The organism is Zoogloea sp. GDB6, from assembly GCF_056724105.1.
This window is the reverse complement of record NZ_CM161497.1, coordinates 2,314,761-2,331,986: the sequence shown is the minus strand read 5'-3', so window position 1 is coordinate 2,331,986 and position 17,226 is coordinate 2,314,761. Positions and strand designations below refer to the sequence as shown.

General features: G+C 57.9%; 11 protein-coding genes. 9 read left to right on the top strand and 2 right to left on the bottom strand.

From position 1 onward, the window contains the following. The first annotated feature begins 18 nt into the window (after window positions 1–18). The 3 genes from AC1PQG_RS10530 (at window position 19) to AC1PQG_RS10520 (ending at window position 5,124) form a co-directional block, all read left to right on the top strand. On the top strand, window positions 19–2,805 hold the full coding sequence (locus AC1PQG_RS10530) for a ribonucleoside-diphosphate reductase subunit alpha (RefSeq protein ID WP_481122517.1): 2,787 nt from the start codon (window positions 19–21) through the stop codon (window positions 2,803–2,805). Next, on the top strand, window positions 2,802–3,872 hold the full coding sequence (locus tag AC1PQG_RS10525) for a ribonucleotide-diphosphate reductase subunit beta (protein WP_481122516.1): 1,071 nt from the start codon (window positions 2,802–2,804) through the stop codon (window positions 3,870–3,872). The genes AC1PQG_RS10530 and AC1PQG_RS10525 overlap by 4 nt, the downstream gene beginning before the upstream one ends. Before the next feature lie 328 nt (window positions 3,873–4,200). After that, window positions 4,201–5,124 (top strand): STM4504/CBY_0614 family protein, encoded by a 924-nt coding sequence (locus AC1PQG_RS10520; protein ID WP_481122515.1) that lies wholly within the window; start codon window positions 4,201–4,203, stop codon window positions 5,122–5,124. 438 nt (window positions 5,125–5,562) lie between these two features. On the opposite strand, the gene AC1PQG_RS10515 is transcribed toward AC1PQG_RS10520, so the two are convergent. Then, window positions 5,563–7,296: a hypothetical protein gene (locus AC1PQG_RS10515; RefSeq protein ID WP_481122514.1), complete on the bottom strand. Its 1,734-nt coding sequence runs from the start codon at window positions 7,294–7,296 to the stop codon at window positions 5,563–5,565. Window positions 7,297–7,347: 51 nt separating this feature from the next. Then, window positions 7,348–8,430: a DUF4297 domain-containing protein gene (locus AC1PQG_RS10510; RefSeq protein WP_481122513.1), complete on the bottom strand. Its 1,083-nt coding sequence runs from the start codon at window positions 8,428–8,430 to the stop codon at window positions 7,348–7,350. Window positions 8,431–8,986: 556 nt separating this feature from the next. Between AC1PQG_RS10510 and AC1PQG_RS10505 the strand changes: the two genes are divergently transcribed. From AC1PQG_RS10505 to AC1PQG_RS10480, 6 genes are all read left to right on the top strand, one after another. Further along, on the top strand, window positions 8,987–9,211 hold the full coding sequence (locus AC1PQG_RS10505) for a DNA-binding protein (protein WP_481122512.1): 225 nt from the start codon (window positions 8,987–8,989) through the stop codon (window positions 9,209–9,211). 237 nt (window positions 9,212–9,448) lie between these two features. Next, window positions 9,449–10,177 carry a hypothetical protein gene (locus AC1PQG_RS10500; protein WP_481122511.1) on the top strand — a complete coding sequence of 243 codons (729 nt, stop codon included), beginning with the start codon at window positions 9,449–9,451 and terminating at the stop codon, window positions 10,175–10,177. Beyond that, on the top strand, window positions 10,174–12,099 hold the full coding sequence (locus AC1PQG_RS10495) for a hypothetical protein (protein ID WP_481122510.1): 1,926 nt from the start codon (window positions 10,174–10,176) through the stop codon (window positions 12,097–12,099). Before AC1PQG_RS10500 ends, AC1PQG_RS10495 begins: the two co-directional genes overlap by 4 nt. Before the next feature lie 2 nt (window positions 12,100–12,101). Further along, complete coding sequence (locus AC1PQG_RS10490) at window positions 12,102–13,052, top strand: TniB family NTP-binding protein (RefSeq protein WP_481122509.1); 951 nt, start codon at window positions 12,102–12,104, stop codon at window positions 13,050–13,052. Then, entirely contained in the window at window positions 13,049–15,229 is a 2,181-nt protein-coding gene (locus AC1PQG_RS10485) for a TniQ family protein (protein WP_481122508.1), read from the top strand. Before AC1PQG_RS10490 ends, AC1PQG_RS10485 begins: the two co-directional genes overlap by 4 nt. 207 nt (window positions 15,230–15,436) lie before the next feature. Further along, window positions 15,437–15,940 carry an HAD domain-containing protein gene (locus AC1PQG_RS10480; protein ID WP_481122507.1) on the top strand — a complete coding sequence of 168 codons (504 nt, stop codon included), beginning with the start codon at window positions 15,437–15,439 and terminating at the stop codon, window positions 15,938–15,940. Window positions 15,941–17,226 lie beyond the last annotated feature (1,286 nt).

Below are 17,226 nucleotides of genomic sequence, written 5' to 3'. Positions count from 1 at the left end.
CGGACACGGAGAACCCGCTTGCAGACCGCCATCCTGAAATCCTCGCCGAGCCACGCCGGCAGCCATGAAACCGCCGTTGCCGCGTTGCAGGTCATCCGCCGCAACGGAGCCGTCGTCGCCTTCAACGCCGACAAGATCGCCGTGGCCATGACCAAGGCCTTCCTCGCCGTCGAGGGCAACGCCAGCGCCGCCTCGTCCCGCGTCCGCGAGATCGTCGGCCGCCTCACCGACACCGTGCTGCGCGCCCTCACCCGCCGCCTGCCCGACGGCGGCACGGTGTCCATCGAGGACATCCAGGACCAGGTCGAACTGGCCCTGATGCGCTCCGGCGAACACGACGTGGCCCGCGCCTACGTGCTGTACCGGGAACGCCGCTCGGCGGAACGGGCCGCCGTGCCGGTCGACGCCGCCACCGCGCCTATCCTCCACGTCCAGGACGGCGAGCGCCGGATCCCCCTCGACACCGTCCGCCTGCTCGCCAACTGCCGGACCGCCTGCGCCGGCCTGGGCGACGGCGTCAGCCCCCAGGCCATCCTCGACCACGCCCTCCGCAACCTCTACGACGGCGTTCCCCTCGCCGACGTGGACCAGGCGCTGATCCTCGCCGCCCGCGGGCTGATCGAGCGCGAACCCGGCTACAACCAGGCCAGCGCACGCCTGCTGCTGGTCAGCCTGGCGCGGGAAGTGCTGGGCCACGGCGTGCAGCTCGATGCGCTGGCCGGGCAGTACGCCGAGCAGCTGCCGGAATTCGTCGGCCGCGGGATTGCCGCCGGACTGCTCGACCCGCGCCTGGCCGACTTCGACCTGGCCCGCCTCGCCGCCGCCCTGCGCCCCGAACGCGACCTGCAGTTCGGCTACCTCGGCCTGCAAACCCTTTACGACCGCTACTTCCTGCACGTGGACGGGCGCCGCATCGAGCTGCCGCAGATCTTCTTCATGCGCGTCGCGATGGGCCTCGCCCTCAACGAGATCGACCGGGAAGCCCGCGCCATCGAGTTCTACGCGCTGATCTCGAGCTTCGACTTCATGTGCTCGACACCGACCCTGTTCAACAGCGGCACGCGCCACTCCCAGCTGTCCTCGTGCTACCTCACCACCGTCTCGGACGACCTGGAGGGTATCTACCAGGCCGTCAAGGAGAACGCGCTGCTGCAGAAATACGCCGGCGGCCTCGGCAACGACTGGACCCCGGTGCGCGCCCTCGGCAGCCGCATCAATGGCACCAACGGCCAGAGCCAGGGCGTGATCCCCTTCCTCAAGGTGGTCAACGACACCGCCGTCGCCGTGAACCAGGGCGGCAAGCGCAAGGGCGCGGTGTGCGCCTACCTGGAGACCTGGCACCTGGACATCGAGGAATTCCTCGACCTGCGCAAGAACACCGGCGACGAGCGGCGGCGCACCCACGACATGAACACCGCCAACTGGATTCCCGACCTGTTCATGAAGCGGGTGCATGAGAACGCCGAATGGACCCTGTTCTCCCCGTCGGACGTGCCCGACCTGCACGAGCGCTACGGCGCCGACTTCGAAGCCGCCTACGTGGCCTACGAGGCCCGCGCCGACGCCGGCGGGCTGCGCCTCTTCAAGCGCCTGCCGGCCGTCCAGCTGTGGCGCAAGATGCTCACCATGCTGTTCGAGACCGGCCACCCGTGGATCACCTTCAAGGACGCCTGCAACCTGCGCTCGCCGCAGCAGCACGTGGGCGTCGTGCACAGCTCCAACCTGTGCACCGAGATCACCCTCAACACTTCCGGCAGCGAAACCGCGGTGTGCAACCTGGGTTCGGTCAACCTGCCCGCCCACCTCAAGGACGGCCAGCTCGACACCGACAAGCTGGCCCGGACCATCCGCACCGCGCTGCGCATGCTCGACAACGTGGTGGACATCAACTTCTACGCCACCCCCAAGGCCCGCCGCGCCAACCTGCAGCACCGTCCGGTGGGGCTCGGCATCATGGGTTTTGCCGACTGCCTGTACGCCCTCGGCCTGCCCTACGCCTCCGCCGAAGCGGTGGAGTTTGCCGACCGCAGCATGGAGGCCGTGTGCTACCAGGCCTACTGGGCCTCCACCGAACTGGCCCGCGAGCGCGGCCGCTACGCCAGCTTCGACGGCAGCCTGTGGGACAAGGGCATCCTGCCGCTGGACAGCCTGGACCTGCTCGCCGCAGCGCGCGCCGGCCACCTGGACGTGAACCGGGACAGCCGCCTGGACTGGGCCGCGCTGCGCGAGCGCATCGCCCGCCACGGCATGCGTAACTCCAACTGCGTCGCCATCGCCCCGACCGCCACCATCTCCAACATCGTCGGCGTGTCGGCCAGCATCGAGCCGGCCTACCAGAACCTCTACGTCAAATCCAACCTGTCCGGCGAATTCACGGTGGTCAACGAAGCGCTGGTCCACGACCTGAAGGCGCTGGACCTGTGGGACGAAGTGATGGTCGCCGACCTCAAGTACTTCGACGGTTCGCTGGCCCGCATCGACCGGGTGCCGGACGAGCTCAAGGCCCGCTACGCCACCGCCTTCGAGATCGACCCCGCGTGGCTGATCGAAGCGGCGGCCCGCCGCCAGAAGTGGATCGACCAGGCCCAGTCCCTCAACCTCTACCTCGCCACGCCGTCCGGCCGCAAGCTGGACGAAACCTACAAGCTGGCCTGGCTGCGCGGCCTCAAGACCACCTATTACCTGCGCACGCTGGGCGCCAGCCAGATGGAAAAGGCCGGCGAACGGGAGCACACCGCCCCCGCCAGCGACGACGCCCCGCGCTTCTGCTCCATCGACAACCCGGAATGCGAGGCCTGCCAATGAACGCCCCGTTCAACGACTGGGACGCCCCCATGCGCCCGGCCGGCGCGCCGCAGTCCGCCGCGCTGGCCCCGGTGAATGCCGCCGACAAGCGCATCGTCGGCGGCCACACCGACATCAACCAGCTCGCGCCCTTCAAGTATCCGTGGGCCTGGGAGTTCTTCCTCAAGGCCAACCGCAACCACTGGACGCCGCTGGAAATCTCCATGGCCCAGGACGTGCACGACTACCACCACAAGCTTACGTCCGCCGAGCGCCACGTCTTCGAGAACGTGCTGGCCTACCTCACCACCTCCGACATCCTGGCCATGCGCAACATCGGCCTGGCGGTGATGGAGAAGATGAGCGCGCCCGAGCTGCAGATCTATCAGGCCCGCCAGGTGTACGAGGAAGCCCTGCACACCTGGACCTACCAGCACTGCATCGAATCCATCGGCCTCGACCAGCAGGAAATCTACAACCGCTACCGGGTCGTGCCAGCCATCCACGGCAAGATCGCCCTCGCCAACCGGCGCCTGGAGCGGGTGATGCGCCCGGACTTCGACCTGCGCGAGCGGGACAACCTGCACGAGTTCGCGCTGTCCTACTTCTTCTTCGCGGCGATCTTCGAGGGCTGCTGGTTCTACAACGGCTTCTCGCCGATCTTCGCGCTGCAGCGCCGCGGCCTCATGAAGGGCGCCGCCGAACAGCTCCAGTACATCATGCGCGACGAAGTCCTGCACTGCGCCTTCGGCATCCGCGTGGTGCGCGAACTGCTCAAGGAAGAACAACTCACCCTCGACCCCGCCGCCCTGCGCACCCTCTGGGACGAAGCCGAGGCCGCCGAGCGCGCCTACGCCGACTACATCCTGCGCGACCCGATCCTCGGCTACAACGCGGAGCTGCATACCACCCAGTTCCGCTTCATGGCCAACCGCCGCGCCCGCCAGGTCGGCCTCGCGGAGCCGTTCCCCGGCGCCGAGAGCGTGCTGCCGTGGCTCGACGAGCAAGCCAACCTGCGCAAGGAGAAGAACTTCTTCGAGACCCGTGTCACGGAGTACCAGACGGGCGGTGCGCTGAGCTGGGATTGAGCGCCTGCGTCGGGCGACAGATAATTTTTCATTTACGACACATAATTTTTCATTCTGCGACACATAATTTTTCATCGACCAGCGAACAGGGCCAGATTAACGCTTCCTTGCTCTGTCATCGACCTGGCAAGCTGGGCAAGCTTTTCTGGGCTTCCACCTGCATTCAGAACGCGGCCTTCAAAGAGGCTCCAAAGAAATGTGAAATAGGCAATCCCTTCGTGCTCTTCTCACGATAGCTTGGCGTGTGCTTGGTCAACCAGTCGTTGGCTTCTATGCATCACCTCTGGAATATAATCATCGGACTAACAAAAAAAGGGGGCGTTGGTCTATGGGTGTGCTCGATCTGTTTTCCAAGCGTCAGAAACGTGCACGCGGAGAAATACCTGATGTGTACCGCTACGACGATCTACCGAACACTCTTCGGGTGCAGATCATTCACATCGTTAGGGATGCTTTTGGGATTGACAACCACGGCTCTGACCACGCGCAGAAGGCGTATGAGGTTGTAAATGAAATCCTCTGCAGAGAACTTGGGGTGTTTGAACTGGTTAAGTACCCCAAGTCTGATCAAGAATCCGTCTTCAATTTCTTCCTGCAGGAAGAATCTGTCGAGCTGGCACTAGACGTTGTGGAACTGTGCTTCCAATTCATCCAGGGGCACATCGGACAAAACCAATCTTACCGATACTACACCAACAGGAAGATTGAGCCGGACGATGCCGTTGCTGAGTTGAACGAGCGCTTTAAGGAGCATGGTGTCGGCTACCAGTTCGAGTCCGGTGAAATCATCCGCGTCGATTCTGAGTTCCTTCATGTGGAGGCAGTTAAGCCAACGCTAGCGGTGCTGCGAGACAAGAGCTTCAAGGGTGCGAACGAAGAGTTCCTGAAAGCCCACGAGCACTATCGGCGCGGGCGCTACAAAGAAAGCCTTGTTGACGCGCTGAAGGCATTCGAGAGCACCATGAAGACCATTTGCAATCTGCGGGGTTGGCGGACGCAACCAACGGATACGGCAAAGAATCTTATCTCCACCTGCATGAGCAATGGTTTGTTTCCTGCGTACTTCGACTCGCAGTTCTCGTCCATTCGCTCGCTGCTCGAAAGCGGCGTCCCGACTGTACGAAACAAGAATGGTGGCCACGGGCAAGGTACCGACCCTTTTGCTGTGCCCGAATACTTGGCACGGTACACGTTGAACCTCACGGCGACGACCATCCTATTCATGGTAGAAGCGCATCAGGCGACCAAGTAAGCTGGCTGCGATGATAGTCGCTACAGCTTTCGCGCCACCTTAGTAAGTGTATTGCCTCGCTGGAGCTGCAGCTATCATGTTCATACCTGTTCCTTCTTATTCAAGGGACTGGCCACTCGCCCGGGAGTGCTCACAGCACTCCCGGGCGCAACTGTTTTTACGGGTCCAGAAGCTGTGGACGCGGTAGTGTAAGCTATGGCAACCATAGGCGGGCAACAGCAAATGTAGTTACATTTCCGTTCAAACCATTGATTTGTATAAATATAAATACTTGCACATAGGCAAGCAGAGAGGGGTAGATAGCCATTGCGACTAATTCATAATACGTCGCTGCCGAGTTCGACTCTCAGAGGGCCTACCAAAATTGAAAAAGCCGACCTTTCGGGGTTGGCTTTTTCGTTAGTGTCGCCAAGCTCATTGGCCGCGCTCGGCGCCCTCTTAAAACGACCCAATACGACTATTGGCGAGACGTTGGTCAAGGCCAGCGTCAACAGCAACAACTATGTCTCGCAACTCGTCGCAGGCTAGGTCGTATTGTTCGGCGTCGAGTACCCCGAAAGGAGTTTTCAGCTCAATTAGCTCTCCATCAAACGAGAATCCGCTGGGCATATCCTCAACGGCCAATATCAGCTGTTGATCCGACGGAGTTCTCTTTACTATAAAGCAGAGCATCTGACGGAGGTGATCAGCATCCTGGCCTTGCTGATTTGGGGAGTCTATAACGACGGGAAAGCGCTTTGCGTCGCCCTTCTCCCTTGCGGTGTGAAGTACAGCAAACTGGTAAGCGAGCAGTGACCTTGGCAACGCACTCCCGCTGGCTGATATGCCAGCGTCAGGACGCTTCTTTACATCCTCCCGCAAATCACGGACTCCGAGCTCACTTGCAAACAGCTCCATTCGCTCGGAGTAGAAATCGTTAATGGCTTTTGTTCTTTCGGGAAGATCAAATTGACCAACTTTGAATTTTGCCTCAGCGGCAGTTTTTTCCTGGTTGGTCAACTGGCGCTTTAAGGAGTCAATATCCTTGAAAAAAGCGGTTCGGATTACTTCAGAGCTTTGACTATCCACGACGTCTTGAAGGCGGAGCATTCCTTTTTTGGTTTGCAATGTCTTCTCGATATCCAGTGTCTTTCGCTTAATCCGATTGATCTTCCCATGAATATCTGCCAACTGTTCTTCGCTTTTACGATGCTCTACCCCAAGCTCAGATATAACCTTCCGTAGTGTGACTGCGTCATCAATCAGCTCCAAGCGAACGGGGAAGCCGCTTTCATGATTCGTCCCACAGGTTGGACAAGTGATTGCCAGTTCAGTCATGGATTCTGTGAGGTACTTCAGATCTCCTTCAAGCTCACGCAGAGCGTCACGCGCCATCGAAATTTGGCTGGATAAGGACTCCCTCTGAGCTGCGCAGTCAAAGGCCTTCTTTCGCAGCGATTCCTGCTCAGTTTTAAGAAGCGTGGAAGTGCGTAGCAGATCGTTAATTTCTTGCTTGAACGCTGCTGCATCGAGTCGGATCGCAGGACGTGGCAGGGTTTTGCGAACTCTTGAAAGTGCTGACTGAACAACCCCCAATTCCTGATTGAGTTGTGTCAGCGACGCCTTGGCCTTCGATTCCTCGAATTTTGCGAGGTAGTAACCGTTAGGGCGTTGCCCTGTAACGTAAGCAGCAAGCGGCTTTTTCCAACTCGCAAACTGTGTCAGCTTATCGAACGAATTCCATTGATGAAGCCAGCTCCCATCCTGATCCAGATAGTAAGGCAGGAAAAGATAGGGCGGAGTTGCTTGTGCCAGAGTCTCCTGATGGGTAGGAAGCATGAGCCGGAAATCAAATAGTCCTGCCATGATTTCGGTCCATTCGGGGTAACTTGTCGTCACGCGAACACGCAAACTCTCATCGTCGCGTAAAGCGTAAACGTTGGCTTTCCGGTATGCCGTGTATGGCTTACCGTCTAGCTCAAATTCCAAAACAGAAATTGCGAGACTATCCCATCGATCGCTAGTTCCCCTTGTCTGGCACCCCAAGGTTCGGAAGAGATGCTTGACCACAGTGGATTTGCCCGTGTGGTTCCTGCCTACTAACAGCGTCCTGTTCTGATGGAACTCGATGTTCCGTGCTGCTCGCGCTGTTTCGGATACGAGCCAGAGTTTTTTGAATCGCAAACGAGTCATGTTTGCCCTTCCTTAAATTTCTTACCAGTTGGATCGTCTTTGCCAGAGGTTTCATTGGTTCATCCAGTAGAGCGTCGCGGCAATCATGTAATCACGATCTAGGATTGAAAAATCAGTACCTGCTGCCTGAGCGCGCACTTGTTCAACAATCCAATTGGCAACCTCCCAAGAGGTAACCAAATCACTTGGAATTTCCCGAAGTAATTTCTCAACCTGGTTTTGCAGCAGGTGCAGCAGACTACTGCCTCTGCCTGCTTTTTCCACGATAAACTGGCGCGCTGCTCGTTTTATTGCCTCGCGCTGAACGTAGGGGACACGTTCCTGAGCTAGGCCTATCAAAAATCCATCGATTACATCGCTGTCGGACTTACGTGATAACGTGAGCGCAACCATCGCGGAAAACTGTTGCTTCGATATTCCTCGGATTCTTTTCAGTTCCCCAAAACTGGCAGCTTCTTCTGTTGAGGTAGCCTTTACCTTGATTTCGCTATAGATGGCTTTGCAGAGCACGTCAGCACGAGATGAGTGGTCAGGAAACTTGGTTGCAAGAAAGGTTGAAACCCTACCTGTTGAATGACTTTCTAAATCATCCATTGCTAGCGAGCTCCGGATGAACTTTAAGTTATCAAAGTCAATTTCGCTGACATCGCAGCCCAGTTCTTTTGCTACCAAAGATTTGAGATCAGTGAGTAACCCCGTATCAATCTGACTTGCTGAAAACTCAGATAGCCCTGTTGGATTGTCCCCACTACCCAGCTTTAGCTCCACAGGTGCGTTGCTTACAAAAGCAATGGCTACTGTTTCTTCTTTTGCGATTGATTTTGAGTCATGGAGTTTTGCAAGTATCGACTTCCCTTCCTTGGGAGGTTTGGCTAGGGTGGCCTTCGTCCATTTGCTAGAACTCCCTTCCTTCTTTTTTAACTGAAAGAGTTCCATTTGGTCGGGAGCGATTTCGCTGTTCATCACAGCGACGTCTTCGATAAATTCCAGAAGAAGTAGATAGTCGTCCTTTTCAAGATCAACTTGTAAGAGGTGGCAAAGCGCCCAGTAGCGCTGAAATTCGTGGCCCTTGCCGCCATGCCTTCCACCTCGCTCCTTGGTGAGTGAGTCGTTCAGTATGTCTAGAAAGGCCATAGATTTACCGCCGCGAAGTGTTACGGATATGGTGAGGCATTACGCAGCCCCCTCCTCAGTTGAGAACAGTTGAGAACCAATGACATAGCGGTACTTACCCCGCACGAGAACATCCCTGAGGCAGTCATCCGCGATTGACCAGATGAGGCTAACGATCTTGTTCTGTGCTGAGCGATCCATTTTTACTTCAGTTCTTTTCTGGGCAACCCCTGTCCTCACACGCTGTTCAGAATGAAAACCTCTATCACGGACGCGATAGAACAGCGCTCCCGTTGGCCACCGTTTGCTGACGATACGGAGGTACAGGTCAGCAGGTTTCGTCCATCGAACGGGAAATTATCAAGTTGTCATTTATTCTTACGGCAAATACACGGAGTTTTATCAAATTCATCGAATGATGGAAATCGATGATCACCGAATTTTCACAACTCATAACCTTTTTTGACTAACAGTCAGAAGTGCATGACAACAAAAAACTAACAACATCAACAACTTGAGATTGTTCTTACGTTCAGGTAGGTTTGTGTATGAATTTCGTAAATTGGAGGTCACGCACATGACTCGGACCGCAGTGGACGTGCTTCAAGAGTTCCATCTGCGCGGCATTTCGGTCGCGCAATGGGCGAAACACAACGGCTTCAATCCCACCTTGGTGTACCAGGTTCTACGGTCACGGCATGTCCCCACACGGGGGCAGAGCCACCGCATTGCCGTTGCCTTGGGAATGAAGAAGGGGTTTTTAGAACAGGACCTGAGCCTGATGAACCAGGTTGCTCAGTAGGGGGAAGCGACAAGACACAGATCAAACACTGAACTGAGCCCACAAACACAAACGGACCCTTTCGGGTCCGTCTGCGGTTGCGGTATCTGAAGACACCATCAACGGTTAGCACCTGAAGTGTCTTCCGAACGCAGCCCGTCGTCAAGTCACGCCCGTACTTTGGGCGGGGCGCGCCGATGCACGCACGCCAGAGGCCTTGTCTGGCCGTGCGTTGGTGCGCTTTCTTCGGGAGACACCATGCTTTTTCAGCGCGGTGCTGGCGCATATTGCCAGCAGCTACCTCACGCCTCGGATGAGGCGGCCCGGCCGATTCTGGCCCAAATTGATGCCGCATTCCGGCTTCCCCCTACCGTCGCCCATACCCTGCACGGGGTGCGGCGTATCCATCAAGGCGCGCGAGGGCGAAGCACCTCGCTGTTCCCCAGCCGCAAGTCCGGCGGTGCGATTCCGTTGGAGAGCAAGCTGGAGCTGGCCTACGCGGTCTTGCTGGAACGGTCTCCAGCTGTACTGCGGTATCGCACCCAGGCAGTTCGCATCCCATTGCCGGCAGGCCAATCGGCGTTTCCCGATTTTCTGGTTGAGTTGGTGGATCGGGGCTTCGAGCTGCACGAGGTGAAGCCGTCGATAGCCCACCTTTCCCGAGAGTATCTGGCCCGCTGCGAACTGATCAGCAACTTGCTGCACCCCATCCGGGTTCCTTTTCGCTTGGTAGATGCAAAGCAACTACCGAATCGGAGGCACCTCGACTGGCTGCAGCAGCGCTATGTACGCGGGCACGTGCAGGCATGGACGAGGGCCCAAGTTCAATTGGGCGCTGAAGTGCTGGCGGAATCTAAACCGACTTCGCTCGCGCAGGCTCATCTCCATCTGATCGAGGCCGGCTTCCCGGCACACTTGGCCGACTACTTGGCCTTCCACCGCCACTGGAATGCGCCTGAGGAAGTCGAGCTGGGGGAAGTTCTATGACCGAAACCGTCATTGCTCCTCAGGTCGGCATGCGATTCGCGCTACACGGTGTGGAGTTTGAAGTTGCGTTCGTGGCCCGAGGCGTGGTGCGTTACGCTGCCACGGCGGGTGGCCGCCAGCACAAGATGGCCTTGACTGACTTCGACGAGCTTATGCGCAGTAACAAGATGGAGGTGAAGAGCGATTCGGTGCGCCGTACCGTCCATTCGGGGAATGTCTCGGCGCTGACTCGCAAGCACAGCTATGTGGAAGCAGTAATACGCGAGCTACCTCACCCAACTGCGCGAAGAGCACTCAATGCTGTCATTCAGAAGGTTGCTGCAGCACTAAGCGACCCATCCCCACCGACCGACCGAGCAGTCATTTACTGGCTGTACTCCTATGAATTGAAGGGCGAGCAAGGCCTAGTCAGGAAAGACGGCTCGGGCAATAGAGCATTGCGGTTCGACCCGGAGGTTGAGCAACTTATCAATCAAGCCATACAGGAGATCTACCTCAAACCCGAACGCTCCTCCGCGGTGGACATTCGCAGCTATGTGGTCGGCAAACTGGCTGAGTCGGGTTTGTGTTCGGCATTTCACACCGACATTCACTTACCGACGTTGCGCACGATTCAACGCCGCCTCAAACGGCTCGACCCCTATCTCGTTGTTCGCGCCCAGCGTGGCGAGCTTTCCGCCAGCCGGGTTGCCCGTGCCGCAGGCCGAACAAGACGCGCCGACGCACTACTCTCAATGGTCGAGATGGATACGCACTATCTGGATATCCAGGTGGTTGACCCCGATACGGGAGAGGTTTTGGGGCGGCCATACCTGACGTGCCTGTTTGATGTCTGCACCCGCGCAGTGGTGGGAATGTACATTAGCTTGTATCCACCCAGCGCCGCCACTGCACTTGCAGCGCTGAGGGATATGCTAACTCGGCCGAATCGAGGGCTACCCGGCGGCGTCGCAGTAGTAATCGTCCCCGATAACGGTGTGGAGTTCAAAAACTCTGCTTTCAACCGAGTGTGTGAGGCGCTCACCACCGTCATTTCGCCTGCACAGGTCCGGGACCCAAACGGCAAAGCCCATATCGAGCGCTTCTTCTACACCCTGACGCGAGGGCTGGTTCAGAAACTGTCCGGTACGACGCTTTCCAACCCGCTAGCACGAGGTGACTACGACTCAGCCAAGCACGCCAGCCTTACTGTGAGTCAGCTGACTGGCCTGATCGAGCAATGGGTCAACGAGGTCTATCACCAGACCGTCCATAGCCGCACCGGCCGCGCGCCGATTCTGGCCTGGGAAGAGCAGGCCAAGGTGGTCGCGCCGCTGTCGCTTTCGGCTGAAGATGTCGATGCGCTAGCCCGTCAACCGGTGATGCGGACCATTCAGCATGGGCGGGTGCAGGTCGATGGCATCGAGTACTTTTCACATTCACTTGCGGCGTTGCAAGCTCAAGGTACGGACCGGGTGACGGTGCTAGTCAACGATCTGAACCTGCACTCGGTGTTGATTCAGCACCCCGCCGAAAAAGACACTTTCATCCTGGCTGAATCGACCGATCCCGAATACACGGTCGGGCTCGACTGCTACATGCACGCTGAGTCAATGCGAATCAAAAAGACATGGTCGCAGGCTGATCAGAGAAAGCTCGGGCAGAACGCAAATGCACTGGCCCGGGCCCAACTGCTGGACGACATCCGCAGCGCCAGCCAAATCGGCAAAAAACGCTTACGCAAGCTCACCAATGGTCAGGGACGTGAGACCCATGCGCTGCAACAGCAGGCCCGAATGGCGGAAGCAAAACCGCGCCATACAGCTGTGGCGGCACCCAGTCCAACCATGCTGATGCCCGAACAGCCCAGTCCCGAAGCCGCCCATGTCGGGGCAGCGGCGGCAACCAATGGGCCGTACACCGCGTTCGAGCTGGAGTGGTGAACATGCAAACGATCACCACACTGCAACGTGTTGCGCTGCTCGATAAAGTGGTCATCCCGCATCCTGCGTGGGCGCAGGCCATGCAGGGCATTCAGGACTGTGTCGCAAAATCTGAGGTCTATCGTGAGCCGGTCGGCAGCCTACTGCTGGCGGACGGCGGCATGGGCAAAACCACGGTCTGCAGGGCCCTTCTGGCACGGATGCCGCACACTACGAAAGTTGAGCAGCATGTCGAAAAAACCCTTATCCCGGCCTTTTACGCGGAGGTGCCATCCCCCGCGACGGTCAAGACCGTCGCAGCTAGTTTATTGGCCAAACTGAATGATCCGAGTCCATTGGCGGGGAATACGGCACAGATGACCCAGCGGCTCTGCAAGCTGCTGGCCGTGTGTGAAACCAAGTTGGTGCTCCTGGATGAATTTCACCATCTGTTCGATATCCGTAAAACTAGCACGCGGGTGAACAACAACGTCTGCAACTGGATTAAATCGCTGAGCAACGAGACCAAGGTCACTTTCTGCTTGGTCGGCCTTCCCCAGTTCGCGCCCATCCTCGCCGTCGACACCCAGCTTGCTCGACGTTTTCCGCTGGAATTTGCGTTGCCTCCCTTGCGGGTAGGGACTGCCACTGAGCCTGGGACACTGCTGCTATTCCTCGCCCAGATCAAGCAGACGCTGCTGCGCAAACTGCAATTCCGGGCCGTACCGCATCTGGATCGGTTCGATATTGCCCTACAAATCTATGCCGCAACCGGTGGTTCTCCGGCGTTCGTCATGGCGTTGATCAAGGAGGCAGCGCGCTTTGCGCTGGATGCCCAGTCCAACCAACTGACGCTGGAAGATTTTGCCCTGGCTTGGAATGTCGGCATTACAGCGAAGGCCAGCCTGAGCAGGGATAACCCGTTTAAGAGTTCGCCAGCTGCGCTTGCCGCCGTGCTGCGGGAGGGCCGATGAAAACCCATCCCCTTCCCGTCCGGCCCATTCCCTATGAAGATGAGTCCCCGGCCAGCCTGCTGATCCGCGCGGCCGAAGCCAACGGCCATGCTTCGGTCTTTCAACTGCTCTCGAAGGTACGTGCCATCAGCAGCGAGGAGTCGCTGATTGCGCATTGGACCCGTCCCGAACGATATCGGGAACTGACGCTGGCACTGGGGCTTGGCGAGGGCGCCGCCAATCTGGCGTGGTCCCGTGCTGGACCGACGTCACACAGCCCGCGCCTTTATGGGGGATTACCCGTGCCGGAGTCGCTGTTTACACCGGATGGCACACGATTCTGCCCACGGTGTTTGAGAGAAGAGCCGTATTGGCGGCGGCATTGGTCAATCTTGCCATTCGCCGGTTGTGTTGAGCATGACTGCCTGCTACTGGACCGCTGTAGCGCATGTGGCAGGATATTGACTCCCGGTCGTGGCTGTCTGGTGAGATGCAACCACTGCTATGCCGCTTTGACCACGATGAAGTCTCCCCAGATTAAGTCTGCCCCACTGTTCGTACTAGAGTCGCTCTTTGAACAGAAAAATGGCGTAGCAGTATCGGAAATGTTGAGCTTTTGGGAGGCCTTGGCCCGATTTGACGGCCTGGGCAACGCACCACAGGCGGCCTTCGACCGGCTCGCCCTTGCGACTTATTGGTTTGCGGGTAGTCCATTTGCCGTGGACCAGGTCGCAAATCAACTGGCACGACAAGAAATGACCTACCCACGAGTCTCACTGCTGCCATTTCTCACTGCGGAGCAACCTCTTGTTGATTTCGCCGAGCAGGTATTGGAAAAGGTTCCACCGTTGCCGGTCGGGAGATACGGCTATGGCAAATCGACGCCTGTTGCGCTGACCAAGCGCGAGACCTGCGTGGTACTGGGAATTTCTTCGGCTGAATTGTCGACGCTGATTCGAACTAAGCAACTGATCTGGCCAGACGGAGGTGGACGTCAGCCCAAGATCCCGTTCAGCCAGATCGAATCCTACTTGGCACGTCAGTCGTTGGAGTGTGATTCGCCGAGGTTCAATAGCGATGAGAATAAACAGGCCTCTAATGATAGCTGGCTAGATGTGAAGACAATCGCACTGCGTTTGCAGGTACATCCAGAGGTGGTCCGCTCTCTCATTGCAGCCGAGTGGCTGCCTGGGCGTAATCGCGCCGTGAATCAGTGCCGCAAGATGATGGTCTCACAGGATGAGATCCGCGCATTCGAGGGGCAGTTTGCGTTGATAGGCACGTTAGCGCGCGAATGGGGCGTCAATTCGACCAACTTGGGTGAGAAACTGAAAAGCCTGGGCATAAAAGCCATTGGTGGCCCTGGCATTGACCGCGTACTGACCTCTGTGTTCAAACGCGTGGATGTTGCATCCGTCGACACCGAGGTTCTACAGGCCATTGAGCACTACCCCACCCGCACAGGTCGGAAACGTAAAGGAGAACCTCAGAACACAGCCAATCGCGAGGGGATCGCAACATCGGAAGTCGCTGAGCTACTTGGGATCAGCACTCAGCAGGTTGCAGTGCTGCTGCGTCGGGGAGTGTTACAGCGTACCGCACAGCTGTATCGTCCTACGCGGGTTGATCGCCAATCCTACTGGGCGCTCTCGCGCACACTGCTGCGTGACGACTTGCTGTCCATTGAGGCTGCGGCCGAGCAGCTCGGAGTAAAAGTGCCGTTGTTTCGTTCGAACTGGGTCATCACGGGTATCGTCAAGGTGATCGACTTGGGAATATGGCGATTCGTCACCCGCGACGATATAGAGACAGTGAAGCAGCTGCGCGGCCAGTATTGCACGGCAACGGAGGCCGGGCGGATGCTGGGCATGCATCGCACGCACATGCCAAACTTAGAGAAGCAGGGTCTGGTGCAGCCGCTGCGGTTCGGCAAGAACAAACAGCTCCGGCTCTACGAGCGCGACGCGGTGCGGAACTTGGTGCGGCAACAGCGCATGGCTCCAGATGGCTGGACAGCCGAGGCCCCACAGGAAAAACCCACTGCACTCAGGCAAAACCGGCCCCCCTTGCAACGACCCGAAGCGGAAGCGGCAAACGGCGGACCACCGCGTTTGACGTGGGAATCATTCTGGGAGGGGAAGCTGGAGGGTTGGGACGAAGCCGAAGCTAAGCATGACACCAAGCCAACTGGGTCATGAGCGACATATTCAGCGCATACAGCCCGTCGGCCAGCTCAACCACGTCCAGACTGCGGTCGAGGCTCTCCCCACCTTGGCGACCTAAGACTGCGGCTTGCCGAGGAGTCGGTAAGCCGCAGCTATCGCATACTGCAGTCTCAACCTGGTTTTGCCTACATCCCCGACCCATCCCATGAATACCCCGCCGACGTACAAGATTGGATATCCATGATTCTTTTCCTTGATTACGACGGCGTACTTCACCCGGATGCCGTCTACCTCGTCCGTGGTCGCCCAGAGTTGCGTTCAGATGGGAAGCTATTCATGTGGGCCGGAAAGCTAGTTGAGGCACTGGCCTGCCATCCGGACATTCAGATTGTATTGAGCACCAGCTGGGTGCGAGAACTACGCTTTAATCGGGCTCGCAATTATCTACCTCTTGAACTGCGAGCGCGGGTCATTGGAGCTACGTGGCACAGCGCAATGGCGGTAGACGCTGAGCTCCGTCCTCTTGGCCGTGATAGCTGGTGGGACCGCGCAACACGCTATCAGCAAATCGCTCGCTATGTGCAGCGCGCTGACCTGAAAGACTGGATCGCATTGGACGATGACGATTTCGGTTGGGCAGATACCGATAACGCAAGACTGATCAAGACAGCGCCTGAACTCGGCCTTGGCAGTCCGGTTGCCTTCGCCCGCTTACGAGAAGTACTTAGCGGCCAAACGGAGTGAGCGAGCACTTCTACATTTGCGCCCCGATATCAGTCCTGTCTATTTGTTAATAGAGCGCGATATCTGTGAAGGGGCCATCATGCATGAGCCCCAAGTTCAGCATGAAAGCGTGAGCCTCCCGGGTACTCGCCGATCACGAACTTCGGTCGTCTGACGTCCAACCCTCTGATTGCCAGTGCCAACAGGGACAACCCTATCCAGCGCAGACTACCTGAGGATGCGATGGAAGCGGCTCAATCACACACACGATGAATCCTCAACCTAGGCGCTGATTGAGTGGGCACGCTGCCTCAAAGGGGCTCAGTTCTCCACCCCGGATCGACGCACACAACAGGCAAATGAAGACCTACGTCGAAAACCCGACCAGGGGTCTCAGCAGCTTCAAGTGGAAGTCTTAGCGCTTGAACTGGAGCACTTGCTGCATGTATGCCTGTTCAGTCGGGATCGAGGATCTCTCGGCCCACCGCGGGCATCACATCCCAGAGTGCCCAGTTTACCGGGAGAGGAGCCTCCAGATCGCATTGATGGATCAACTCGGCCATGACGTAGCGCGGTCTAGCAGCAGAAGCGAGAACCGCAGGCGCCGCGTCAGACGGCTCGGCAGCGGGTGATGTAGGCATTGCGAAATCTCATCAGAAACGCATGTATTGGAAGCGTAGCTTAAGCACGAATAGCAGGCAAACCACACCTATTTCGAGAAGTTCTCTTGATCGAAGCCTGCGGTAAGCCGGGCTCCTCGGTGGCTAGTGTCGCGATGAGCAATGGCGTCATGTCGAGATGAAACCGCTGCGTTACTGGATGCGCGATTGGGGCATGAGCAGCCTGAGTCTGCCCCCGTTCCAAAGAAGCGGTGAAAAATTATGCGTCGTATTCTGCCCAAAATGAAAGGTTATGCGTCGCAAGAGCATGTGGTTATGTGTCGTTTCTGATCGCAAGCTGTTGATTCTATTAAGGCGTAAATGAAAAATTATCTGTCGTCCGACGGCCTGCGTCGGGCCGGGCCACTCCGCCCAGGCAATCCGCTCGGCCAGACCGCTTCCGGAACCGTCGCGACTATCCGGATGCTCCTCGTGAGGAGCTCGGCGAATGTCGTGCCCTGTCCGCGCGCTCCTCGCGAGTACCTCCGGGACAGCCCCGTCTATCCCACCGACAGGCGGCCCCTGTCCGAAAGCTCCTCGCGAGGAGCCCGGAGCTACTCGCGAGAGACTCCGGGATAGGGGCCGCCTGTCCGGGAGCTCCTCGCGAGGCCCCCGAAGACAGACCCGCCCTATCCCCCGCACCCAATC